The sequence below is a fragment of the Rhizobium sp. AN5 genome, from assembly GCF_900215255.1.
Lineage (GTDB): Bacteria > Pseudomonadota > Alphaproteobacteria > Rhizobiales > Rhizobiaceae > Agrobacterium > Agrobacterium tumefaciens.
Genome location: NZ_OCMJ01000003.1, coordinates 365,231 through 387,284 on the forward strand (window position 1 = coordinate 365,231; position 22,054 = coordinate 387,284).

General features: G+C 59.3%; 21 protein-coding genes and 1 riboswitch. Of the genes, 14 read left to right on the forward strand and 7 right to left on the reverse strand.

The features are described from left to right. Positions 1-130: 130 nt before the first annotated feature. From CRP02_RS05110 to CRP02_RS05120, 3 genes are read right to left on the reverse strand one after another with little or no spacing between them, the layout of a single operon-like run. The gene (locus CRP02_RS05110; RefSeq protein WP_013761544.1) at positions 131-655 is read right to left on the reverse strand and encodes a flavin reductase family protein; all 525 of its coding nucleotides are present in this window, start codon (positions 653-655) and stop codon (positions 131-133) included. Then, positions 655-1,548 (reverse strand): aldo/keto reductase, encoded by an 894-nt coding sequence (locus tag CRP02_RS05115; RefSeq protein ID WP_097170456.1) that lies wholly within the window; start codon positions 1,546-1,548, stop codon positions 655-657. Before CRP02_RS05115 ends, CRP02_RS05110 begins: the two co-directional genes overlap by 1 nt. Beyond that, complete coding sequence (locus CRP02_RS05120; protein WP_097170457.1) at positions 1,548-2,705, reverse strand: LLM class flavin-dependent oxidoreductase; 1,158 nt, start codon at positions 2,703-2,705, stop codon at positions 1,548-1,550. Before CRP02_RS05120 ends, CRP02_RS05115 begins: the two co-directional genes overlap by 1 nt. A 100-nt stretch (positions 2,706-2,805) precedes the next feature. Between CRP02_RS05120 and CRP02_RS05125 the strand changes: the two genes are divergently transcribed. The 6 genes from CRP02_RS05125 (at position 2,806) to CRP02_RS05150 (ending at position 10,164) form a co-directional block, all read left to right on the forward strand. Then, positions 2,806-3,510 (forward strand): GntR family transcriptional regulator, encoded by a 705-nt coding sequence (locus tag CRP02_RS05125; protein ID WP_065661628.1) that lies wholly within the window; start codon positions 2,806-2,808, stop codon positions 3,508-3,510. A 332-nt stretch (positions 3,511-3,842) separates the two neighbouring features. Next, positions 3,843-4,919, forward strand: coding sequence for an ABC transporter ATP-binding protein (locus CRP02_RS05130; RefSeq protein WP_097171249.1), 1,077 nt, complete (start codon positions 3,843-3,845; stop codon positions 4,917-4,919). A gap of 54 nt (positions 4,920-4,973) precedes the next feature. Continuing rightward, positions 4,974-6,209, forward strand: a complete 1,236-nt coding sequence (locus CRP02_RS05135) for an ABC transporter substrate-binding protein (protein WP_097170458.1) — start codon at positions 4,974-4,976, stop codon at positions 6,207-6,209. Between the two features lie 174 nt (positions 6,210-6,383). Continuing rightward, positions 6,384-7,295, forward strand: coding sequence for a carbohydrate ABC transporter permease (locus tag CRP02_RS05140; RefSeq protein ID WP_003510821.1), 912 nt, complete (start codon positions 6,384-6,386; stop codon positions 7,293-7,295). A gap of 4 nt (positions 7,296-7,299) precedes the next feature. Beyond that, entirely contained in the window at positions 7,300-8,157 is an 858-nt protein-coding gene (locus CRP02_RS05145; protein ID WP_003500737.1) for a carbohydrate ABC transporter permease, read from the forward strand. Between the two features lie 12 nt (positions 8,158-8,169). Then, positions 8,170-10,164: an alpha-glucosidase gene (locus tag CRP02_RS05150; RefSeq protein ID WP_097170459.1), complete on the forward strand. Its 1,995-nt coding sequence runs from the start codon at positions 8,170-8,172 to the stop codon at positions 10,162-10,164. Positions 10,165-10,249: 85 nt separating this feature from the next. Here CRP02_RS05150 and CRP02_RS05155 read toward each other — a convergent pair whose 3' ends face one another. Further along, positions 10,250-11,539 (reverse strand): TadE/TadG family type IV pilus assembly protein, encoded by a 1,290-nt coding sequence (locus CRP02_RS05155; protein WP_097100159.1) that lies wholly within the window; start codon positions 11,537-11,539, stop codon positions 10,250-10,252. Positions 11,540-11,720: 181 nt separating this feature from the next. After that, positions 11,721-11,823, forward strand: a riboswitch (TPP riboswitch). 128 nt (positions 11,824-11,951) lie between these two features. Between CRP02_RS05155 and CRP02_RS05160 the strand changes: the two genes are divergently transcribed. The 5 genes from CRP02_RS05160 to thiD are packed head-to-tail and all read left to right on the forward strand — an operon-like array spanning position 11,952 to position 15,864. Beyond that, positions 11,952-12,737 carry an ABC transporter permease gene (locus CRP02_RS05160; RefSeq protein ID WP_097170460.1) on the forward strand — a complete coding sequence of 262 codons (786 nt, stop codon included), beginning with the start codon at positions 11,952-11,954 and terminating at the stop codon, positions 12,735-12,737. Next, positions 12,734-13,678: an ABC transporter substrate-binding protein gene (locus CRP02_RS05165; RefSeq protein WP_179783942.1), complete on the forward strand. Its 945-nt coding sequence runs from the start codon at positions 12,734-12,736 to the stop codon at positions 13,676-13,678. The genes CRP02_RS05160 and CRP02_RS05165 overlap by 4 nt, the downstream gene beginning before the upstream one ends. Positions 13,679-13,680: 2 nt before the next feature. Further along, entirely contained in the window at positions 13,681-14,421 is a 741-nt protein-coding gene (locus CRP02_RS05170; protein WP_019564651.1) for a hydroxyethylthiazole kinase, read from the forward strand. Continuing rightward, on the forward strand, positions 14,408-15,070 hold the full coding sequence (thiE, locus tag CRP02_RS05175) for a thiamine phosphate synthase (protein WP_097170461.1): 663 nt from the start codon (positions 14,408-14,410) through the stop codon (positions 15,068-15,070). Before CRP02_RS05170 ends, thiE begins: the two co-directional genes overlap by 14 nt. Next, positions 15,067-15,864 (forward strand): bifunctional hydroxymethylpyrimidine kinase/phosphomethylpyrimidine kinase, encoded by a 798-nt coding sequence (thiD, locus tag CRP02_RS05180; RefSeq protein WP_097170462.1) that lies wholly within the window; start codon positions 15,067-15,069, stop codon positions 15,862-15,864. The genes thiE and thiD overlap by 4 nt, the downstream gene beginning before the upstream one ends. Before the next feature lie 236 nt (positions 15,865-16,100). On the opposite strand, the gene CRP02_RS05185 is transcribed toward thiD, so the two are convergent. Further along, positions 16,101-16,559 (reverse strand): Lrp/AsnC family transcriptional regulator, encoded by a 459-nt coding sequence (locus CRP02_RS05185; RefSeq protein WP_003500727.1) that lies wholly within the window; start codon positions 16,557-16,559, stop codon positions 16,101-16,103. A gap of 127 nt (positions 16,560-16,686) precedes the next feature. Between CRP02_RS05185 and alr the strand changes: the two genes are divergently transcribed. Further along, a complete protein-coding gene (alr, locus tag CRP02_RS05190; RefSeq protein WP_097170463.1) occupies positions 16,687-17,853 on the forward strand; it encodes an alanine racemase in 1,167 nt (388 codons plus the stop codon). Positions 17,854-17,860: 7 nt separating this feature from the next. Beyond that, a complete protein-coding gene (locus CRP02_RS05195; RefSeq protein ID WP_097170464.1) occupies positions 17,861-19,117 on the forward strand; it encodes a D-amino acid dehydrogenase in 1,257 nt (418 codons plus the stop codon). Between the two features lie 72 nt (positions 19,118-19,189). Here CRP02_RS05195 and CRP02_RS05200 read toward each other — a convergent pair whose 3' ends face one another. Continuing rightward, on the reverse strand, positions 19,190-19,900 hold the full coding sequence (locus tag CRP02_RS05200) for a GntR family transcriptional regulator (protein ID WP_025595694.1): 711 nt from the start codon (positions 19,898-19,900) through the stop codon (positions 19,190-19,192). Positions 19,901-20,076: 176 nt separating this feature from the next. Here CRP02_RS05200 and CRP02_RS05205 point away from each other — a divergent pair, with 176 nt between their 5' ends. Further along, positions 20,077-20,589 (forward strand): BA14K family protein, encoded by a 513-nt coding sequence (locus tag CRP02_RS05205; protein ID WP_003510838.1) that lies wholly within the window; start codon positions 20,077-20,079, stop codon positions 20,587-20,589. Between the two features lie 100 nt (positions 20,590-20,689). Here the strand turns inward: CRP02_RS05205 and CRP02_RS05210 are convergent, their stop codons facing one another. Beyond that, entirely contained in the window at positions 20,690-22,054 is a 1,365-nt protein-coding gene (locus CRP02_RS05210) for a sigma-54-dependent transcriptional regulator (RefSeq protein WP_097170465.1), read from the reverse strand.

Sequence of the window (22,054 nt, forward strand, 5' to 3'; positions counted from 1 at the left end):
AACAGCGCAAAGCGTGGTTTTTACTGACAGACGAAACAAAAACGGAGCACGACAGGCGTGCTCCGTTAAATAAGCAACAAATGGCTGGAGTAAATCTCTACCGAGATCGAACGGCAAAATCCCGTTCTGCCTACTGCTTTGAAAACCGCCCGAAGGCTCCGCCTGAAAAGCACAGGGGATCGCCATCGCGGTGGGCGGCGCGCAGCACTTCGCCGACGATGATGGTGTGATCACCCGCATCGTGAGCTGCCGCCTGCCGGCATTCGAAACGGGCGAGCGTGCCCGGAATGACCGGAACGCCCTCGTCGTTGATTTCCCAGTCAAGATCGTCGAATGCGCGGCCGTTGCGGGTGAAGCGGGCGCTCAGCACGTCCTGATCTGCGCTAAGCACATGGATGGCGAAATGCGTTGCGCCGCTGAAGGCCGGATAGCGCGACGAATTTTTAGCGGGCGACCACAGCACCAGCGGCGGATCGAGCGATACCGACGCGAAGCTGTTGACCGTCATACCGATCGGCCCTTCGGGCGTCGTTGCCGTCACCACCGTTACGCCGGTGGTGAAAGCGCCGAGCGCATTGCGAAAGCTGCGGCTGTTTTCGCCGCCGGGAACAAATACATGCTCATTGGGCATTTTGATCGCTTCTGCGACTGTCATCACGGCACCTCGCTTCCAATTGCAAGTGTGTAAAGCTCAAACCATGTCTGGCGGTCGATGGTGACGCGCAGGGCATCGGCCGCCGTTTTTATGCGCTGAATATTGTTGGTGCCGAGCACGGGCACGATCTTTGCCGGATGCCGCAGCAGCCAGGCGATGGCAACGGCAGTGGCATCGACGCCCTGCTCGTTGCCGATGCGCTGCAGGGCGGCCATGGTTCCACCATGCGCACCGGAAAACAGCGAACCGCCGCCAAGCGGCGACCATGCCATCGGTGAAACGCGCTTTTCCTGCAGGAAGGCCAGATCGCCATTGGTGAAGCTATCGGTAGCAAGCAGGCTCATTTCGATCTGGTTCGTAACCAGCCGATTGCTCATAGCCGATTGCAGCAGGGCGAAATCCCACGGGCGGAAATTGGAAACGCCCACGGCCTTGACCTTGCCGGACGCTACCAGTGCATCGAGCGCCTTGCCGGTTTCTTCGGGATCGATCAGCGGATCGGGTCGGTGGATCAGCAGCAGATCGACATGATCCGTGCCCATGTCACGCAAGGAGGCCTCGACTGAAGCGTTGATATGGCCAGCCGTGGTATCGTAGTGCTTGACGCGGGCGGCTGAGTGACGCCCGGTCGGCGCCACGATGCCGCATTTCGTCACGATCTCGATCTTGTCGCGAAGGGATGGAGTTGCCTTGAGGCCGGCACCCAGAATGGCTTCCGCCGTGTATCCACCATATATATCGGCCTGATCCATGGTGGTGATGCCCTGCGCCAGGCAGGCTTCGATCTTTGCCTGTACATGGGAAGGCGAAGTATCAGCATCGTCGCCGATGCGCCACATGCCGTAAACGATGCGGCTAAGTTCCAGGTTTTCAGAAAGAGCGATACGTTCCATCAGTGGCGTTCCCCGTTGCCGAGCGGCGTGGCAGGTGTTTCAGAAGGCACCCGGCCGTATGCATGCGGCAGGGAGCAGGTTTTCATTTGCGGCAGGACCTTGGTTCCGAAGTGTTCAGCCTCGTCGAGATGCGGGTAACCCGAGAGGATGAAGGCGCGAATACCCATCTTCTGGTATTCCTCCAGCGCCGAAAGAACCTTGTCGGTGGAGCCGACGAGCGCTGCACCACAGCCGGAGCGCGCCCGGCCGATGCCGGTCCACAGGTTGGGTTCGACATAACCAAACTTGTCGGCCAGTTCCCGGGCACGCGCCTGATGCGATACACCGAGTGAGCCGCTGTCGTGGGCGCGGTTGCGGATCAGCTGGCCGTACTCGTCATTGAGCTTCGAAACAAGATGCTCGGCATATTCGCGCGCTTCCTGTTCGGTATCGCGCACGACCATATGGACGCGCAGGCCGTAATCCAGCGTGCGGCCATGGGCTGCGGCACGCTCATGGGCAGCGCGCATGCGATCTGCGAGCTGGTCTTTCGTTTCGGGCCACATCAGATACACGTCGCATTGCGCGCCGCACAGCTCCAGCGCATCCGGCGAATAACCGCCGAAATAGAGCAGCGGACCGCCATTCTGCTGGTACGGACGTGCAGGCTCGGTGGAGACACCCTTGAACTGGTAGATCTCGCCGTCATGGTCAATCGTGTCACGGGTCCAAGCCTGGCGCAAAATCTGCACGACTTCATGGCTGCGTTTGTAGCGAAACGCGCTGTCAGCCACCTCGCCGGGAAAATCGGAGCTGATGACGTTGAGCGTCAGGCGGCCCTTCAGCATGTGATCGAGCGTCGCCACCGTACGCGCCAGCATGATCGGCTGCATTTCGCCGCAACGGATTGCAGCAAGGAAATTGATGCGGTCGCTGATCGGAGCGCAACCCGCCACGAAGCTCAACGTGTCCTGGCCAACCTGATAGGAAGAGGGGCAGAGAATGTTACGAAAACCGAGTTCCTCGGCCTTTTTGACGATGTCGGAGCAATGTTCGAAGCTGGAGCGCAGGCTGCCATCCGGCACGCCCAGATAGGCGTAATCATCGGAACAAAGGGCAGAAAACCAGGAGACCTCGGCAGCATCGAGATCAGCGGATGTAACGGGTACGACGGTCATGCAATTCCTCCTCAAGGCCGCTCTCGTTTTTCTTGCATAACATCAAGAAATATGTAAATCAATGATGTATCAATTTTTGTTTTGCGGAGGGGATGGCATCATGAAACACACGGGCGGCAGCCTGCCTATGTATTTGCAGATCGCCGAAATGCTGGTGCGCGAAGTCGCTGCGGGCCGTCTGACAGATGGTGAAAAGCTTGCTCCCGAACGGGATATGGCAGCCGATCTCGGCATTGCTGTCGGCACGCTTCGCAAGGCGCTTGCGGAGTTGCAGGAGCGTGGACTGCTGGAGCGCGTGCAGGGTTCCGGTAATTACATCCGGGCAGTCAGCGATCCGCAGAGCGTTTATGCCTTCTTCCGGCTTGAGATGATCGAGGGCGGCGGCCTGCCAACGGCGGAGGTGCTGGATGTTGCCCGCCTTGCCAAGCCCTCCACCCTGCCCGCCTTTGGCACATCGCCGGAAGGCCACCGCATCCGCCGCCTGAGGCGTATCGCAGGGAAACCGGCGGCGATCGAGGAGATCTGGCTCGACGGCTCCTATGTCGACACGATTACCATCGAGAACCTGTCGGAATCGCTCTATCTCTATTACCGCACCCGCCTCAATCTCTGGATATCGAAGGCCGAAGACCGCATCGACCTCGGGGAAGTGCCAGAGTGGGCGCCTGCACAATTCGGCCAGAAATCCGGCGCGTCGGTGCCGCGTGTCCTTCGCCTGAGCCAGGGTCAGGACGGCGCCGTGGCTGAAGTCTCATGGACATGGTTCGACCACACTGTCGCGCGGTACGTTTCACGCATACGTTGAAAACGCACGAAATTCGCGTGATCCACATGAACAGAGAAAATTGACCGCAGGCAAGGAAGCCGCGACCTGCCACGCAGGGGTTTTCGTTGAAATATTTCTACAAATCAAAGCTTTGCCGGTTTTTGATTTCTGTCAGAAATAAAATTGATACACTATTGATTTCCTTTTGACGAAAGGTAATATCACGGGCCTAGGGAGACAGGCGTTTTGCCGTCCCACGATATCGCCGGACGATCGGGATGATTTTTTCGAAAAGCGATGCGTGGATTTGAAGGTTGATGCCGGGTTTGCGTTCATCCGATTTTGGACGCCCCGGACGTGAGGAGGAAAAGATGGCTTCAGTCAGCCTGCGCAAGCTGGACAAGAGTTACGGTGCCCTGCGCATCGTCAAGGGTATCGACCTTGAAATCAACGATGGTGAATTCGTGGTTTTCGTCGGCCCCTCCGGCTGCGGAAAATCCACGACGCTGCGCATGGTCGCCGGGCTGGAAAGCATCAGCGGCGGTGAGGTGATGATCGGCGACCGTGTTGTCAACAAACTGCCGCCGCGCGAGCGCGACATCGCCATGGTGTTTCAGGACTACGCGCTTTACCCGCACAAGACGGTGCGTGAAAACATGGGTTTCAGCCTGAAGGTACGTGGTGTCAGCGCCTCGCAGGCCAATGCCAGCATTGATGAGGCAGCGAATATGCTGGGCATCGGCCATCTGCTGGACCGTCGTCCGGGCCAGCTCTCAGGCGGCCAGCGCCAGCGCGTGGCCATGGGCCGCGCCATCGTGCGCCGCCCGCAGGTGTTCCTGTTCGATGAGCCGCTTTCCAACCTCGACGCAAAACTGCGCGGACAGGTTCGCACGGAAATCAAGCGCCTGCACCAGCAGCTCGGCACCACCATCATCTACGTGACGCATGATCAGGTGGAGGCGATGACGCTGGCTGACCGCATCGTCATTCTGCGCGGCGGCGATATCGAGCAGGTCGGCACGCCGGACGAGGTCTATAACCGTCCGGAAAGCGTGTTCGTCGGCGGTTTCGTCGGTGCGCCTGCCATGAATTTCGCCCGCGCCAAAGTGATTGGCGACAGGCTTACATTTGCGGACGGCAACTCTCTTCCATTGGCAGCAGTCAGACCGTCCCGTGAAACGGCGCTCGATGGACGGGAGGTCATCGTCGGCATTCGCCCTGAACATTTCGGTCCTGCCGGGGGATTTGACACACAGCTTTCCGTCAAGGTGCAGGTGGTGGAGCCTCTGGGGTCGGATACGCTGGTGCATTTCACCCTCGGTGATGCAGCGCTGACGGCGAGAATGCCGCCAGAGATGAAACCGGCGCCGAATGAGGAACTGAAGATCGGCCTCGACCCATCGAAGGTGCACCTGTTCGACGTGACGACGGAACGCTCCATTCAGTGACAGGATCGGGCCGCCACCGGCCCGGCTTCAAGATTTCAATAACGGGAGGAAAACATGAAATTCAAAGCCCTTACGGGAGCGGCGCTCTGCGCGACGATGCTCAGCTTTTCGGGACAGGCCTTTGCCGACGCCGAACTAAAAATCTTCGTTTCCAGCCAGCATCAACCCGATGTATGGCGCAAGGCGCTCGATCAATATGAGGCGAAGACGCCCGGCGTGAAAGTCGTGATCGAGACCGGCGGCAACACCTCCGAAATGCAGGCGCAATATCTCAACACCGTCATGTCTGCCAAGGATTCGAGCCTTGACGTGCTGATGCTCGATGTCATCCGTCCCGCACAGTTCGCAACCGCTGGCTGGACCAGCGATTTCTCCGGCAAGGACTTGTCCGCCTACCTGCCGACCTATGCCGAGGCAAACACCGTGAACGGCAAGATCGTGGCGCTGCCGGCGTTCGCCGATTCCATGTTCCTCTACTATCGCAAGGACTTGCTGGACAAATACGGCATGCAGCCGCCGACCACCTGGGACGAGCTAAAGGAAGCGTCCAAGAAGGTTATGGAGGGCGAAAAGAACCCCGAGCTTCAGGGCCTTTCCTTCCAGGGCAAGGCCATCGAAGGTGCAGTGTGCACGTTCCTGCTGCCCTACTGGAGCGAAGGCAAGTCGCTGGTTCAAAACGGCAAGCTGAATTTCGACAATCAGGCGGCCGTGGATTCGCTGAAGCTCTGGAAGAGCTTCGTCGACGAAGGCGTTTCCAAGAAGAACATTTCCGAAGTGGCGACCGACGACACGCGCAAGGAATTCCAGGCGGGCAAGGTTCTCTTCGCCGTCAACTGGTCCTACGCCTGGACCCATTTTCAGGGCAAGGAATCGCAGGTGAACGACAAGGTTGGTGTCGCCCGTCTGCCGGCTGTCAAGGGCGGGGAGCAGACGACGTGCCTCGGCGGCTGGGAATTCGGCGTTTCCGCCTATTCCAAGCAGCAGGACGAAGCCAAGAAACTGGTGGAATATCTGTCCAGCCAGGATGTTTCGAAGTTCATGGCCATCAACGCCGCGCTGCTGCCCACCTATGCCTCGCTCTACAAGGATGCTGATGTGACCAAGTCCATCCCTTGGTTTGCGGATGCGCTTCCGGTTGTTGAAACGGCAAAGGCCCGTCCGGTCACACCGCGTTACAACGAGGTCAGCGAAACGATCCGCACCACGGTCAATGGCGTGCTTGCGGGCGTGATGTCGCCGGAAGACGGCGCAAAGCAGATGGAAAGCCGTCTGCGTCGCGTGTTGCGCTAAGCCCTGTGGCCGGGGGCGGCATGCAAGACATGCCGTTGCCGGCCTGTTTGGCCGAACCAGTTAAAATCGCCTGAACGGCGCGATAGACGGGCCGGAACTTAACCGGTCTGATCGGGAGACGATGACGTGAATTCAGTTGCGGGAGTGGCAGACGTGACGATGCCGGAGAGAACAATGGTCAGGGTGGACGAGAAACCGCAGCCGCGCTGGACACGGTGGCTCGATCTCGGTGACCGGTCGCTTGCCGTGCTTTTGCTGGCGCCTGCAGCCATTCTTCTTTCGCTTATCATCGTCTATCCGGTGGCGCGTCTCGTCTACACCTCGTTTTTCAGCCTTTCGCTGACATCAGGCCTGCCGGCGGAATTCATCGGCTTTGAAAACTACACGGCGATGCTCGATGACCCGATTTTCTGGGAAACGACCTGGAATACGGTGCTGATAACGCTGATAACGGTGCCGGGAGCGCTGTTCATGGGCCTGGGCCTTGCGCTCCTCGCCAACCTGCCGTTTTCCATGCAATGGCCGATGCGCCTGTCGCTGCTCATCCCCTGGGCGCTGCCGCTGTCGTTCGCCGGCCTCATCTTCGCGTGGTTTTTCCACTACGAATACGGCGTGGTCAACGATGTGCTGAACCGGCTGGGCTTTGAAGGCATCATCTGGTTCAACTCCCCGAACTGGGCCTTTGCGGCCATCTGCCTGACCATCATCTGGAAGACCTCCTCCTTCATGGCACTGATGATCCTTGCAGGGCTGCAAACCATTCCGCGCTCGCTTTATGAAGCCGCAGATGTGGATGGCGCCGGCAAGCTCAGGCAGTTCTTCGAGATCACGCTGCCGCTCCTCAAGCCCTCGATCGTCGTTGCTCTCATCTTCCGCACCATCACGGCGCTGCAGACCTTTGATATTCCATACATGATGACCGGCGGCGGACCCGGCACATCAACCACGACGCTCGCCATGTACATTCACCAGAACACTGTTTCCTTCCTTGATCTCGGTTACGGTTCGGCACTGGCGGTCATGATGTTTGCGCTCTCCATGTGCGTCACCGCCGTTTATCTCCGCATTATCAGGACGAAGGACTGATCCCATGAGCACCGTTGCAACCTCCTCCGGTCTGTCCTCCTTCTTCTCCGGCAAGCCGCTGCGCTTCATTGCGGCCTCCATATTGCTGGTCAACGGCCTGTTTCCGGCAATATGGATCCTGTTCACCTCGCTGAAAACCGAAGCGGAACTGACGGTGAAACCGATCACATGGTTTCCGCATGCGCCAACGCTTGCCAATTACATGCAGGCCTTTTCCGACCAGCCGTTGCACCTCTTCCTGTTCAACAGCTTCATGGTTGCGCTGCTTTCCACGGCCCTCACAATTCTGATTTCGGTGCTGGCAGCCTATGCGCTGGCGCGGCTCGATCTCAAATATCGGGCGCTGATCCTCTCGCTCATCATCGCCGTTTCCACATTCCCGCTGGTAACGCTGCTGGTGCCTCTGTTCGAGATCATGCGTGCGCTCAACCTGCTCAATAGCTGGACTGCTCTTATCCTGCCTTACACCGTGCTCTCCCTGCCGGTCTGCACGCTGATGCTGGTGTCGTTCTTCGAAAGCATCCCGCGCGATCTGGAAAACGCCGCCATGATTGATGGCTGCACCCGCATCGGCGCGCTGTTCAAGGTTGTCGTGCCACTCTGCGCGCCGGGCGTCTTCACCGCCGGTATTCTCGCTTTCGTGAACGCCTGGGACGAATTCCTGCTGGCGCTTTCCTTCAATTCCAATCCGGCACTGCGCACGCTGCCGGTCGGCATCCAGCTTTACCAGGGTGAGTTCGCTTTCCCCTGGCCCGTCATCTCGGCGGCGCTAGTGGTCGGCATCGTCCCGGTCGCGATCCTGATCGTCATCTTTCAGGAACGCGTCGTCTCCGGTCTCACCGCCGGCGGTCTCAAGGGTTAAACAGGTACAGTCATGCAATTCGAAAAGACCAGAGACGGCTTCACGCTTGCGATTGGCGGCCGCACCATTCTTTCTCATTCGCCTGAGAACCCGGCTTTCTTCGCCGGTTTCGGCAAGGAGCGGATGGATATGTATCGCGGCAATTTCGATATCGAGGACTATGTCATCGAACGAACTGCGCTCCGCCACGCCGAAGTCAGTGGCGACAGCGTTACGCTGTCTTCCGCACCCGGGCAGGCCGCGCGCTTTCATCTGGCGCTGGATGGAAATGCCATCAGGGTCACGGCGCTGGATGAAACCATCAATCGGCTGTGGCTGCGGATCGTCGCAGATGAGGACGAACATGTCTGGGGCGGTGGCGAACAGATGTCCTATTTCGACATGCGCGGCCGCCGCTTTCCGCTCTGGACCTCCGAACCCGGTGTCGGCCGCGACAAGACCGCTGAAATCACCTTCAAGGCTGACGTCAGCGGCAAGGCGGGTGGCGATTATTACAACACCAATTACCCGCAGCCGACCTATCTGTCGTCGCGCAAATATGCTCTGCATGTGGAGACCAGCGCCTATTCGGTCTTCGATTTCCGCAACGAAGATTTCCACGAAGTCGAGATCTGGGCGATCCCCGAGAGGATCGAGTTTTTCACCGGCGATCGTTTCACCGATATCGTTTCCGCCCTCTCGCTGCGGTTCGGACGCCAGCCGGAACTGCCGGAGTGGGTCTATAGCGGCGCGATCATCGGGTTAAAGGATGGCGCCAACTCCTTTGCCCGGCTGGAAAAAATCCGCGCTGCCGGAACCAAGGTCTCCGGCCTGTGGTGCGAGGACTGGGTGGGGCTTCGCCAGACATCCTTTGGCGCCCGGCTCTTCTGGGACTGGCAGGCCAATGAGGCGCGTTATCCGCATCTGCGTCAGAAGATCGCCGAGCTTGCCGATCAGGGCATTCGTTTTCTGGGATACGTGAACCCCTATCTCTGCGTCGACGGCCCGCTTTTTCCGGAGGCGGAGGCGGCCGGTTATTTCGCCACCGGTGCGGACGGCAAGACGGCGCTCGTGGATTTCGGCGAGTTCGATTGTGGCGTGGTCGATTTCACCAATCCGGCCGCAGCCGAGTGGTTTGCCGAAGAGATCATCGGCAAGAACATGCTGGATTTCGGCCTTTCCGGCTGGATGGCCGATTTCGGCGAATATCTGCCGATCGACATCACGCTATCGAACGGCATCGACGCCAAACTGATGCACAATGCCTGGCCGACGCTCTGGGCAGAGGTCAACGCCAAGGCCGTTGAAAGCCGCGGCAAAACCGGCGAAGCGCTGTTCTTCATGCGGGCGGGCTTTACCGGTGTGCAAGCCCATTGCCCGCTACTGTGGGGCGGTGACCAGTCCGTCGATTTCTCCCGCCATGACGGTCTCGTCACCGTCATATGTGGCGCATTGTCTTCCGGTCTTCTCGGCAATGCCTATCACCATTCCGATATTGGCGGTTATACCAGCCTGTTCGGCAATGTCAGAACCCCGGAACTCATCATGCGCTGGACAGAGATGGCAGCCTTTACCCCTGTCATGCGCACCCATGAGGGCAATCGCCCGCGCGACAATCTCCAGATCGATCAGGACGAGACGGTTCTTGGTCATTTTGCCCGCATGACGGCGATCTACGTTGCACTCGCTCCCTATCTGAAATCGCTCTCCACTGAAGCGGCCAAAACCGGCCTGCCGGTACAGCGCCCGCTTTTCCTGCATCACGAGAACGACCGGCAGACCTATGCCATTCAGGACAGCTATCTCTACGGGGCCGACATGCTGGTCGCACCCGTGTGCAAGGCGGGGGAGACGCAGCGCACGCTTTACCTTCCGGGCGATAGTGAATGGGTGCATCTTTGGAGTGGCGCGCGGTATTTTGGCGGGCACGAGATCACCGTGGAGGCTCCGATAGGCCAACCGGCTGTGTTCTACCGCGCTGAAACGCCCTTTACTGCGTTATTTGAACAGCTTCGCAATATCGCTTGAAGCATCACCTTCCGGCCATTTCCAAAAAACGCCGCAAATATTGCGGCGTTCAACCGATGCTTTAACAGGCCTCGCTAAACGGCCATCAGCCCGTCAGGCGTGGTGATGTAATGGCTTTCTTGAACAGCACCGTCATCGCGTCGCTGATGCCCTGGGACGGGCTGACTTCGAAGTACAGGCCCGGGGAAGCACAGCTCTGCATGCGTGAGCCGATTTCCGCCTGAAAGGGTTTGATCCAGCTATTATACCAGTCATTCGTCGGCAGCGGCAGATAGGTGGTATAAAGCACCGCGATACGAAAACCCTTTTCCTTCAATTTCGTACAGTCTTTGATGTCGATCGGCTCCTGACAGCGGCCTCCTGTCAGTTTTTTCGTACAGGAGGACGGCTTGTAACTGTCGCCCACCCCGTCTGAAACAAAGAAAATAACCTTATCCGGGTTTGCCGAGCTTGCGCCCGTGCCCGAACTGCCGACCTTATCTCCAATCTGGACCAGTGCCCGGTCGAAATCGGTTTGCTGGTCGTTGTTGTATCCCTGATAGGGGATCGACATCAGGTTGATTTCACCAGCTTTTTTCTTTGCTGCGTCCAGATCCGAGGTTAGCGAAACGACCTCAAGCAGCTTGGTATCTTCCGCCCGTTCCCCGAAGGTATAGACGGCCATGCGATATTGATTGCTGCTTTTGCGCGTGGACTTTGCCGTGTCCATCAGGCTGGCGGTTGCCTTAGCAACCACGTCGATACGCGTCGTAACCCCGAGTTTCTTGGCCTTGAAGTAATAGCTGTTCGGGTCTGCCACGCCGTCCTTCACGATGTGACAGGCAAAAGCGCATTTATCGCCAGTATTCGCAACCAGGGTGGCAACATCCGTGGGTGTGGCGCCCACTCCCATGGAGGGCGTATTATCAAGTAGAAGATAGAAATCGCTGAAGGTTTCCGTTTCGTATTTGGCCGTGGCCGTGCCGCCAACCGAAACGAAATCTTTCCCCAGAAGCCCTGAGAGCGTCGTGCTGACCGACGCCTTGAAGCTGACGGACGACTCGACCACATTGCCGTGCTTGATCACCGAAACATCGACAGAGGTAATGGTGTAGTCCGCGTCGCCGCGCTGATTGCCATCGAAGAATGCCCGGGCTTCGTCATTGCCGACGGGAATGACACCGTCCCCCGACATCTTCTTTGCCGCCTGAACACTTGCGGACATATCGGCGACTGCCGCCAGAGCTGCGGAATCCGCCGCCTGCTGCAGATCGGCTTTGACCGACATGCCGCGCGTAATATCGAGCGCCACACCGGCAGCCCCGCACAGAGGCACCATGAGCAGCGCGGTCAGAATGCCAAAATTTCCAGATTTCTCTTGCCAGAAGTTTTTCAAGTTCGCCCCCAACCATTCTGGGAGCTGAAGCTAATACAGCGGAATTGAAAAGCGGTTTCAATAAATAACTAATTTTTGATAAACTTAATATAATCAATAACTAATATGTTCGCGGCAAATTCGCCAATATTCTCGTTAACTTTCAACGTTGACATTACTTCAAAACCCTCCTAGCAAATCAGTCTCTTCCGAGGGGAGCACCTGACGGTGCTGAGATGGCGATGAGCCGGACCCTTGAACCTGATCCGGGTCATGCCGGCGTAGGAACGGAAACTGTAGCGCGTTTGCGGTACTGCCCTTTCTCTTCTCCGCTTTGCCCGGATCTCCGTGATCGCCACAGCTGGAGACCGAACGATGATGATGAAACATCCTTCCCTTCGTATACGGTACGGCTGCGTCTGAGGCCCGGCCGATGCGTGCCTCCCATGCGCTTAAGGGCGTCGTTCTCATTCTGATTGTCTGGCAGCTGGGCATCTGGCTGTTTGCACCGCCCCGCTATATCCTGCCCTCGCCCGCCGATGTTGCCGCAGCACTCCTGCGCCAGCCTGCCTTCCTGTTCGGACAGGCCATGGTGACATCAGGTGAAATGGCCGCCGGGCTTGCGGCTGGCATTGCCGCCGGCATTCTCGTTGCCTTTACGATTGCCGCCGTCCCGCGTTTTGGCCGCCTCGTCTGGCCCATGGTTCTCGTGTTGCAGGCATTTCCGGTCTTCGTGCTGGCCCCCATTCTCGTACTCTGGTTCGGTTTCGGCATGGCTTCGAAAGTGGTCATGACGGCGATCATCATCTTTTTCCCCGTCGCTTCAGCCTTCACCGATGGCCTCAATCGCACGGATCGGACGATCCTCGATGCCGCCTCGCTGACGGAGGCGAGCCACTGGCAAATCCTAATCCGGTTGCGTGTGCCGCTGGCGCTTCCCTCACTCATTTCCGGGCTGAGGGTCGCAGCTCCGCTCGCCCCGCTCGGCGCGGTCATTGGCGAATGGGTGGGCGCCTCCGCCGGGCTGGGTTTTGTCATGATCCAGTCCAATGCCCGCATGCAGACCGACACAATGTTCGCCGCCATGACCATTCTCGCCGTCATGGCGGTGCTGCTGCGGCTTGTCGTCGACCGGGCAACGGCCAACCTCGCCCCCTGGGCCAAAGAAACAGACCACGTCATTCCTTTCAAACATTTGCGGAGACTTTCGGCATCATGAAACGAACTCTTCTTTCCCTCATCGTTGCGGCAGCAAGCGTGCTTTCGCCCGTGCAATCGCAGGCGGCAGACAAGCTTACCGTATTGCTGGAATGGTTCGTGAACCCGGACCATGCACCGATGGTGATTGCCAAGGAACGCGGCCTTTTCGCCGATGCAGGGCTGGAGGTCGAGTTGATCCCGCCCGCAGACCCATCCGCCGTACCGCGTCTCGTCTCGGCAAAGCAGGCCGATATCGGTGTACACTACCAGCCGAACCTCTATCTCGACCACGATGCAGGGCTGCCGCTTGTCCGTTTCGGCACGCTGGTGGAAACCCCGCTGAACACCGTCACCGTTCTGGCCGATGGTCCGATCAAGAGCCTGAAGGACCTGAAGGGCAAGAAGGTCGGCTTCTCGGTTTCCGGTTTCGAGGATGCTATGCTGAAGCGCATGCTGGAGAAGGAGGGACTGACGAAAGACGATGTGGAACTGGTCAACGTCAATTTCTCACTCTCGCCGTCCCTGATTGCCGGCAAGGTCGATGCCACGCTTGGCGGTTTCCGTAATTTCGAACTGACGCAGATGAAGCTTGAGGGCCACGACGGCCGCTCGTTCTTCCCCGAGGAACATGGCGTGCCCGCCTATGACGAACTGATCTTCGTCACCCATCGTGATCTCGTGAAAGACAGCCGCCTGCCGCGTTTTCTCTCGGCCGTTGAGCAAGCCGCGATTTTCATCACCAACCACCCGCAAGAATCCTGGCAGCTTTTCATCAAGGCCTATCCGAACCTTGACGACGCGCTGAACAAACAGGCGTTTTTCGATACGCTGCCGCGTTTTGCCAAACGTCCAGGCGCACTCGATCGCACCCGATACACGCGCTTCGGCACCTTCATGCAGGACATGCAACTGATCAAGCAGGCGCCGGCGGCGGAAGACATTGCCGTGGAGCTGCAATAACCATGGCAAACAGTTTTCCGACTGCGGCGAAGGCCGCGGAGATCCTCGAAAGGGTAAGGCAGACGCGCCCGCGCGTGCATTGCCTGATGAACACCGTGGTGCAGAAATTCACCGCGGACGGCATTACCGTTGTCGGCGGCATCCCCTCGATGACAACCTCACTCGAAGAAATCGGTGCTTTCGTCACGAAAGCCGATGCGGTGACGATCAATCTCGGCACGCTCGACGCCGACCGGCGCAAAGTCATTCGATTTGCCGTCGAGATTGCCCGCGCGGCTGGCAAGCCGTGGATTCTGGACCCCGTGCATTGCGACTATTCGCCATCGCGACTGGCGTTCGCGCGTGACCTGATCTCGCTTGGACCCACCATCGTGCGCGGCAACAGCGCTGAGATGAGCCTGATCGGTGCTGTTCCGAACGCCATCAGGATAGAGACCGGACCTGTCGATAACCTGCGCGACGCCACACGGAGCGTCAGAATCGTTAACGGTCACCCGTGGATGGCGAAGGTGACAGGCACGGGTTGCCTATCGGGTGGCGTCATCGCCGCCTTCATGGCGGTGGAAAAAGACGCACTGACGGCCGCCGCCGCCGCCCTCGCCATCACGGGTGTAGCAGCCGAACTGGCAGCGAAAAACGCCAAAGGTCCCGGCACATTCGAACCGGCATTTCTCGATGTGCTTTCAGAAATTTCCGGCGAAGACATAATAAACCATGCGAGGATTGAGCATGAACAAGGTTGATTACCGTCTCAACGCGCTGGTTGATGCGAGCCTCGGCGATGTCGCGCCGTTGGCCGAGCTTGCTCTGGCGGCCGCACTCAACGGCGCGACCATCCTGCAATATCGCGACAAACACGCCTCCACGCGAGAGATGATCGAAAACGCCCTCGCCATTCGCGAAGCCATTGCCGGCACCGGCGTGCCGCTGGTCATCAACGACCGGGTGGATGTGGCGCTCGCCTCTGGCGCGGACGGGGTGCATCTCGGCGCCGATGATATGGATGCCCAAACCGCCAGACGCATCCTTGGAGATAAGGCGATCATCGGCCTCACCGTCAAGAACCGCGCCGATACCGAGCGGGCGGCCTCCATGCCCGCCGATTATGCCTGCATTGGTGGCGTGTTCGAAACGGTTTCCAAGGTCAATCCCGACAAGCCTGTCGGCCTCGACGGCTTTACGACGCTTCGCACTCTGCTTCGCGAATTGCGGCCCGGCATGCCGGTGGGCGCCATCGCCGGTATCGATCTTGCCCGCGTGCCGAACGTCATCGCCACCGGTGCGGATGGTGTCGCCGTCATTTCTGCAATCTTCCGCGCAGGCGATATTGCCAGCGCAACCAGGGACTTCCGCGCGGCAGTCGATGCAGCGCTGAAAGCGAGACAGCCATGACAGCAATCGCATTGACCATTGCCGGCTCAGACAGCGGCGGCGGCGCGGGCATTCAGGCCGACATCAAGACTTTCTCGGCGCTTGGCGCTTATGCCGCCAGCGTCATCACCGCCATTACCGCACAGAACACCAAAGGTGTGACAGCAGTGGAGGATATTTCCGTCGCCACAATCGTCGCGCAGATGGATGCGGTTTTTTCCGATCTTGCCGTCAATGCGGTGAAGATCGGCATGGTATCGCGGATCGAAACCATCGCGGCCATAGCTGCAAGGCTTCGGCAGCAGCCCCAGCCGGTGGTGCTCGACCCCGTGATGGTTGCGACCTCCGGCGACCGTCTGTTGCATACGGATGCGATCGAGACATTGCGGCGCGACCTGCTGCCGCTCGCCACCATTGTCACGCCGAACCTACCTGAAGCAGCGCTTCTCACCGGCTTGCCGATCGCAGCCACGCAGACGGACATCACCCGCCAGGCAGACATGATCCTGACGACGGGTGCAAAAGCAGTGCTCATCAAAGGCGGCCATGGCGACGGGCCGGAAAGCACGGACTATCTTTTCGCAAACGGCACCATGCAGACGCTTTCCGCACCGCGGGTGGACACAAAAAACGACCACGGCACCGGCTGCACGCTGGCGGCGGCGATCACCGCGCATCTGTCCATGGGGCATGATCTGGCGGAGGCAGTGGGGCTTGCGAAGGAGTATCTGAATGGGGCGCTTGGCGCTGGTCGGGGGCTTGCCATTGGGCAGGGTCGCGGGCCGGTGCATCATTTTTATCGGTGGTGGGGGTGAGGCCGAGGCACTGAGCAAGGGGCTTACCCCTTCGATCCTGCCGGACATCTCCTCACAAGGAGGGAGATTGGCTGGGACTTCTGCCTCAGTCCACGCAATCCTCTCAATGAAAGACACTCGCTGACAGGATGGTGATTAAGCCGCTTGTCGATCTCCCCTTGTGGGGGAGATGCCCGGCAGGACAGAGGGGGGTGGCCGCGCCTTCCGCCGTGAGCTAGAGTTCGCTACAGGCTACATCACCGCGCCTTCGGCGTCGCCAACACATTCCTGATCGCAAAACTCGAATGAATCCGCGAAACACCCGGCAGCTTCGACAGAATCTCCTTATGGATGCGCTCGAAATCGCCCGCACTTTCCGCCTCACATCGCAGGAAATAATCCGACCCGCCCGTCATCAGGTAACATTCGCGGATTTCTGGATAACGCCGCACCGCGTTCTCAAACCTGTTGAGAAAATCCTCCGTCTGGCGGTCGAGCGTGATCTGCACGATCACAGAGATCACCTCGCCGCCGGCAAGGCCGCTGGTGAGCGCCGTATAGCCTCGGATGATACCCTCCCGTTCCAGAATATCGACCCGGCGAAGACAGGCGGAGGCCGAAAGGCCGACTTCTGCGGCAAGTTTCGCATTGCTGATGCGGGCATTGAGCCGGAGCAGGCGGATGATGTGGCGGTCGGTCGCGTCGAGTGACGACATAGAAAATTCCAATATGACAATGAAAGTTGCGTAGATTGAAATTTTATCGCATTTTCTTCGAATAATAGCCAAGAAATTCGATAATCGTTGCAATACTCTCATATGATAAAAATGAGGGTGAACGACCATGGACATGCAGATCAGCCGCCAGCAGGCAGCGGGTGGTGCAAGCGGCCATCTGACCATCGATCTTGGCGCATTACGCGATAATTATCTCGCGCTTGCGGCAATGGCGCCCACATCGCAGACGGCAGCGGTCGTCAAGGCTGACGCATACGGCCTAGGCGCGGATATCGTCTCGCAGGTGCTGTTTGAAGCGGGCTGCCGGAATTTCTTCGTCGCCCATATCGATGAAGCGCTGGCGCTCCGGCTGCGTCTTTCAGCGGAAGCGCGGATTTTCGTCCTCAACGGGCTTCAGCCCGGTAACGAAACCTCCTGCGCAGCCATGGCCGTCACACCGGTTCTGAATTCGCTCGAGCATATCGCCCAATGGGCAGCCCACGCCAAAAATCTTGGCAAGACGTTACCCGCCGCAGTGCAGATCGATACCGGCATGTGCCGTCTCGGCCTCTCTCCCGAGCAGCTTGAAGTCCTCGTCTCCCGGCCGCAACTGCTTGATGGTATCGACATCGCCTTCGTGATGAGCCACCTCGCCTGCGCCGACGAGCCGGATCACCTCTCCAATGCCGCCCAACTCTCTGTGATGCGAAAAGCCGCTGTCGCTTTTCCTGATGTATCCGTCTGTTTTTCCAATTCCGGCGGCATCTTTCTGGGCAACGACTATCATAACTCACTGCTACGCCCCGGCATCGCGCTTTATGGCGGCGCGCCCTCCGTTACCCGTCCCAATCCGATGAAACCGGTCGTCCGGCTTGATATCGCCGTCATTCAGACCCGCGACGTTCCCGCCGGATCGCTGGTTGGTTACGGCGGCTCTTTCGAAGCGGCCGGGCCGACGCGCCTTGCGACGATCGCGGCTGGTTATGCCGATGGCCTGCCGCGATCGCTCAGCAATCGCGGCGCAGCATGGTACAATGGCGTTCGCCTGCCCATTGCTGGTCGCGTTTCAATGGACAGCATCATTCTCGACATATCCGCCCTGCCCTTGGGAACATTGACGCAAGGGAGCTTCGTGCAGATGATCGGGCCTGACCAGACGCTGGAAGACATTGCCGAGGATGCGGGCACGATCGCCTATGAAATCCTGACCGGCCTCGGACGCCGTTACCGCCGCAATTATATTCAGCCGGGCGAAACCCCGGCCGTCGCTTCAACATCTGTCAGCCATAAGTGAGACGATCATGAACGTCACTATCCTCGGAGCCGGCGTCGTCGGCGTGACCTCCGCCTGGTATCTGGCCAAAGCCGGGCACAAGGTGACGGTGATCGACCGCCAGCCGGCCGCAGCGCTTGAAACCAGCTTTGCCAATGCCGGCGAGGTTTCCCCCGGCTATTCCTCGCCATGGGCCGCGCCCGGCATTCCGATGAAGGCCATGAAGTGGCTGTTCATGAAACATGCCCCGCTCATCATCCGCCCGACTGCCGATCCGGCGGCGTGGCGCTGGATGAGCCAGATGCTGCGCAACTGCACATCGGCGCGTTATGCCATCAACAAGAGCCGCATGGTGCGCATTGCCGAATATAGCCGCGATTGCCTGATGGCGCTGCGAGACGAAACCGGGATAGAATACGACCAGCGCATGCAGGGCACACTGGAGGTTTTCCGCACCCAGAAGCAGTTCGACGCCATCGGCAAGGATGTGGACGTGCTGACGGCAGGTGGCGTGCCTTTCGAAATTCTCGACCGCGACGGCTGCGCCGCCATCGAGCCCGGCCTTTCTCCTTCCAGGGAAAAGATCGTCGGCGGCCTGCGCCTGCCCGGTGATGAAACCGGCGACTGCTTCATGTTCACCACCGAACTTGCGCGCATGGCTGAAGAGGCGGGAGTCACCTTCATCTACGATACCGGCATCATGCGCCCCATCGTCGAGGCAGGCCGTATCAAGGCCGTGGAAACCACCAAGGGGCTGGTGGAAGCCGATATTTTCGTCGCCGCACTGGGCAGCTATTCCCCGCAATTCGTCCGCCAGCTCGGCCTTACCCTGCCGGTTTACCCGGTCAAGGGCTACTCCATCACGGTTCCGATCGTTAAGGAGGAACGCGCGCCTGTTTCGACCGTGATGGACGAAACGTTCAAGGTGGCGATCACCCGGCTCGGCTCGCGCATCCGCGCCGGTGGCATGGCGGAAATCGCCGGTTTCAGCAAGGATCTGCCCGCAGCAAGACAGGAAACTCTGGCCCATTCGGTGGAAGACCTGTTCGGCGGCGCAGGTGACCAGAGCCAGGCGAAATTCTGGTGCGGCCTGCGCCCGATGACGCCGGATGGCACGCCTGTCATCGGCGCCACCCGCTACAGCAATCTTTATCTCAACACCGGCCACGGTACGCTTGGCTGGACCATGTCATGCGGCTCGGCCCGTGTGCTTGCCGATCTCATCAGCGGGAAGAAGCCCGAGATAGACACGCACGATCTGGCACTCAGCCGTTACGCAGCCTGAAGTGCGACAGGGCGCTTATCCCCGTCTGAACAGCACGCTTGTCCCCGTCTGAAAGGCGGGGATGGTGGCCGCTCAAAGTGCCAGTGCGTCTTTCAGCGCCAATCCTTCCTTCATGCGAAGGTCGAGATCGGCCTCGATGTGATCGAGGTGCTGCAGCATCAAGGCACGGGCCTTTGCCGCATCCTTCGCCTCCAGCGCATCGAGCAGGTCGGCATGATCGTTGTGGCCGCAGCTTGAAACGCCCGAGCGCCCGTAGAGCGCGATAACCAGCGACGAGCGGGCGACCAGTTCGTCCATGAATTTTTCGAGGATGGCATTGCCGGCAAGCGAGGCCAGCATCAGGTGGAAATCGCCTGATGCCTTAATTTCCGCGCGCCTGGCGTGCGGGCCGCGCTCATGCTGGTGGCGGCTTTCCTGAACCAGATGCTCTCTCAGCTGCTTCACCGCCGCAGGCGTAATCTTTTCGATTGCGGCGTCCAGAACGCCGGGCTCGATCAGCCGGCGCGAAGCAAAAACCTGCCGCGCTTCGTCCGGTGTGGGGTTGGAGACGAAAGCGCCGCGGTTGCGCTCGGCCTTTACCAGTCCTTCGTAAGCCAGCATCTGAAGAGCCGCCCGCACCACCGTGCGGCTGACATCGAACAGCGTTCCCACTTCCGATTCCGACAGCTTCGTTCCCGGGGCAAGCCGTCTGTCGACAATCGCATCGCGCAGCGTATCTCGAATAGCCTGGGCACGGTCTTCGTGGGATGAATCGGAATTGACGGTTATATGGGCAAGGCTCATGGAATTGTCCTGTTTGAACTTGAGTTCTAGCGCGAAGCGCGGCTTGCGCAAACAGGAATTGCGAGCTGTCGCCAGCCGCCACAATTCATTCAGCGCCCGTTCAGCAGGCGCGCTATATTTCTTTAACCATCGAATTTGCAACTGGCAGCGCCCTGCCATCCGGATGGAAGAAGATCATGTCGTCCTTTGCAGCTAAAACCGTTCTGGCTATCGCCGTCGCCGCCGCCACCATCGTGCCCTTCAACAGCGCATCCGCCGATGACTGGGGCCGCCGCGACCGTCGCGATGCCGCCATTCTGGGTGGCGTGCTTGGCCTTGCCGCCGGTGTCGCCGTTGGCTCAGCCCTTTCCCGCCCGGCACCGGTAGACGACGAGCGCGTCTATATCGACCCGCCGCGTCGCTATGAACCGAGCTATGTCTACGAAGAGCCGGACTACCGCTATTATCAGCCGCAGCCGCAGCCCGTTTATCGACCCGCTCCGGTCTATCGTCCGGCACCGGTTTACCGTGCCCAACCGGTCTATGACAATAATTCCGGCTACTACCAGCAACGCCGTACCTACCGCACCATCGAGCCGTGGACGAATGCCTGGTACGATTATTGCTCGCAACGTTATCGCAGCTTCAACGGCCGCTCCGGCACCTATGTCGGCAATGACGGCCAGCGTCATTTCTGCGTAGCGGGTTGATCGGGGACAACGTCTGCGCAGTTATCGCTGTTAATAATCAGGCCGCGGACGGAAACGTCCGCGGCTTTTCATTAAGTGTCACCCCAGATCCTGCGGCACCTCAAGCAGCGCCGTTCTTCACATAATCCGCCCGGTTGATGCCGTGACGTTGCAGCTTGTCGTAAAAGGTCTTGCGGGCAATGCCGAGTGTCGCAATGGTTTCGGCCACGTCGCCATTCGATTGCACAAGCGTTTCGCGAATGATCTGCGCTTCTATTTCATCCATTCGCTCCGGCAGGGTGCCGGAAGCCGGAATGCTCGATTGCGAAACAGTCGTGTTGGCCGCTTCCATCTCCAGCCCCAATATTACCCTTTCAGCGAAGTGCCCGAGTTCGCGCACATTGCCCGGCCAGTCGTGGTCGTTAAGGCGGCGGGAAACGCCGGCGCTGATCTGCGGCACCGGCATGTTGAACCGGTTGGCGGCCTTGGTGACGAAGTGCGAAAACAGCAGCGGAATATCCGCCTTGCGTTCGCGCAGAGGCGGTATCGACAGCGTCACCACATTCAGCCGGTAATAGAGATCCTCGCGAAACGTGCCACGCTCGGCCGGGTCGCCGAGATCCACCTTCGCCGCCGCCACCACGCGAATATCGACCGGCCGCTCCTCATTCGAACCGAGTGGCGAGACCTCGCGCATTTCCAGAACGCGCAACATCTTCACCTGCACGGCAAGCGGCATGCTTTCGATCTCGTCCAGAAACAGCGTGCCGCCGCTTGAATGTTCGATGCGACCAACGCGTTTTTTCTGCGCACCGGTGAAAGCACCCGGCTCATGGCCGAAAAGCTCGCTTTCGATCACCGTTTCCGGCAGCGCCCCACAATTCAGCGCCACAAAATTGCCCCTGGATCGCTTCTTGCTCCAGCGGTGAAGGGCAGTTGCCACCACTTCCTTGCCGCTGCCCGTCTCACCTGCCACCAGCACGTCCACGTCCGTATCAGCAATGTGCCGGAGCGTGGTGCGCAGGCGTTCCATGGCGGGCGTCTGGCCAATCAGCGGCAAATCGTCCTCGGCTTGAGCACTCGCCCGGCGAAGCGCGCGGTTTTCGAGCACGAGGCGGCGCTTTTCCAGCGCGCGGCGGGCGCTTTCAACCATGCGTTCGGCGGGGAATGGTTTGGCGATGAAATCATACGCGCCGTTATGAAGGGCATCGACCGCCATCGGCACATCACCGTGGCCGGTGATGAGGATAACAGGCAGATCGACGTCGATCTTGCGGACATGGTCGAAGAACTCAAGCCCGGTCATGCCGGGCATGCGCACATCGGTGATGACGACGCCGTCGAAATCCTCGTTGAGCGCCGCAAGTGCCTGTTCGGCGCGGGAAAAGGAGGTGACGGGCAATCCGTCGAGTTCCAACGTCTGCACCATCGCCTTGCGCAACTGGGAGTCGTCATCCACCAGAAATATGGTTCCACCTGCCATCAT

What these genes read in the sequence shown, in the direction of transcription:
- CRP02_RS05110 (WP_013761544.1), bottom strand. Translation starts at nt 655, where the DNA reads ATGACAGTCGCAGAAGCGATCAAAATGCCCAATGAGCATGTATTTGTT.
- CRP02_RS05115 (WP_097170456.1), bottom strand. Translation starts at nt 1,548, where the DNA reads ATGGAACGTATCGCTCTTTCTGAAAACCTGGAACTTAGCCGCATCGTT.
- CRP02_RS05120 (WP_097170457.1), bottom strand. Translation starts at nt 2,705, where the DNA reads ATGACCGTCGTACCCGTTACATCCGCTGATCTCGATGCTGCCGAGGTC.
- CRP02_RS05125 (WP_065661628.1), top strand. Translation starts at nt 2,806, where the DNA reads ATGAAACACACGGGCGGCAGCCTGCCTATGTATTTGCAGATCGCCGAA.
- CRP02_RS05130 (WP_097171249.1), top strand. Translation starts at nt 3,843, where the DNA reads ATGGCTTCAGTCAGCCTGCGCAAGCTGGACAAGAGTTACGGTGCCCTG.
- CRP02_RS05135 (WP_097170458.1), top strand. Translation starts at nt 4,974, where the DNA reads ATGAAATTCAAAGCCCTTACGGGAGCGGCGCTCTGCGCGACGATGCTC.
- CRP02_RS05140 (WP_003510821.1), top strand. Translation starts at nt 6,384, where the DNA reads ATGGTCAGGGTGGACGAGAAACCGCAGCCGCGCTGGACACGGTGGCTC.
- CRP02_RS05145 (WP_003500737.1), top strand. Translation starts at nt 7,300, where the DNA reads ATGAGCACCGTTGCAACCTCCTCCGGTCTGTCCTCCTTCTTCTCCGGC.
- CRP02_RS05150 (WP_097170459.1), top strand. Translation starts at nt 8,170, where the DNA reads ATGCAATTCGAAAAGACCAGAGACGGCTTCACGCTTGCGATTGGCGGC.
- CRP02_RS05160 (WP_097170460.1), top strand. Translation starts at nt 11,952, where the DNA reads ATGCGTGCCTCCCATGCGCTTAAGGGCGTCGTTCTCATTCTGATTGTC.
- CRP02_RS05165 (WP_179783942.1), top strand. Translation starts at nt 12,734, where the DNA reads ATGAAACGAACTCTTCTTTCCCTCATCGTTGCGGCAGCAAGCGTGCTT.
- CRP02_RS05170 (WP_019564651.1), top strand. Translation starts at nt 13,681, where the DNA reads ATGGCAAACAGTTTTCCGACTGCGGCGAAGGCCGCGGAGATCCTCGAA.
- thiE (WP_097170461.1), top strand. Translation starts at nt 14,408, where the DNA reads ATGAACAAGGTTGATTACCGTCTCAACGCGCTGGTTGATGCGAGCCTC.
- thiD (WP_097170462.1), top strand. Translation starts at nt 15,067, where the DNA reads ATGACAGCAATCGCATTGACCATTGCCGGCTCAGACAGCGGCGGCGGC.
- CRP02_RS05185 (WP_003500727.1), bottom strand. Translation starts at nt 16,559, where the DNA reads ATGTCGTCACTCGACGCGACCGACCGCCACATCATCCGCCTGCTCCGG.
- alr (WP_097170463.1), top strand. Translation starts at nt 16,687, where the DNA reads ATGGACATGCAGATCAGCCGCCAGCAGGCAGCGGGTGGTGCAAGCGGC.
- CRP02_RS05195 (WP_097170464.1), top strand. Translation starts at nt 17,861, where the DNA reads ATGAACGTCACTATCCTCGGAGCCGGCGTCGTCGGCGTGACCTCCGCC.
- CRP02_RS05200 (WP_025595694.1), bottom strand. Translation starts at nt 19,900, where the DNA reads ATGAGCCTTGCCCATATAACCGTCAATTCCGATTCATCCCACGAAGAC.
- CRP02_RS05205 (WP_003510838.1), top strand. Translation starts at nt 20,077, where the DNA reads ATGTCGTCCTTTGCAGCTAAAACCGTTCTGGCTATCGCCGTCGCCGCC.
- CRP02_RS05210 (WP_097170465.1), bottom strand. Translation starts at nt 22,054, where the DNA reads ATGATGGCAGGTGGAACCATATTTCTGGTGGATGACGACTCCCAGTTG.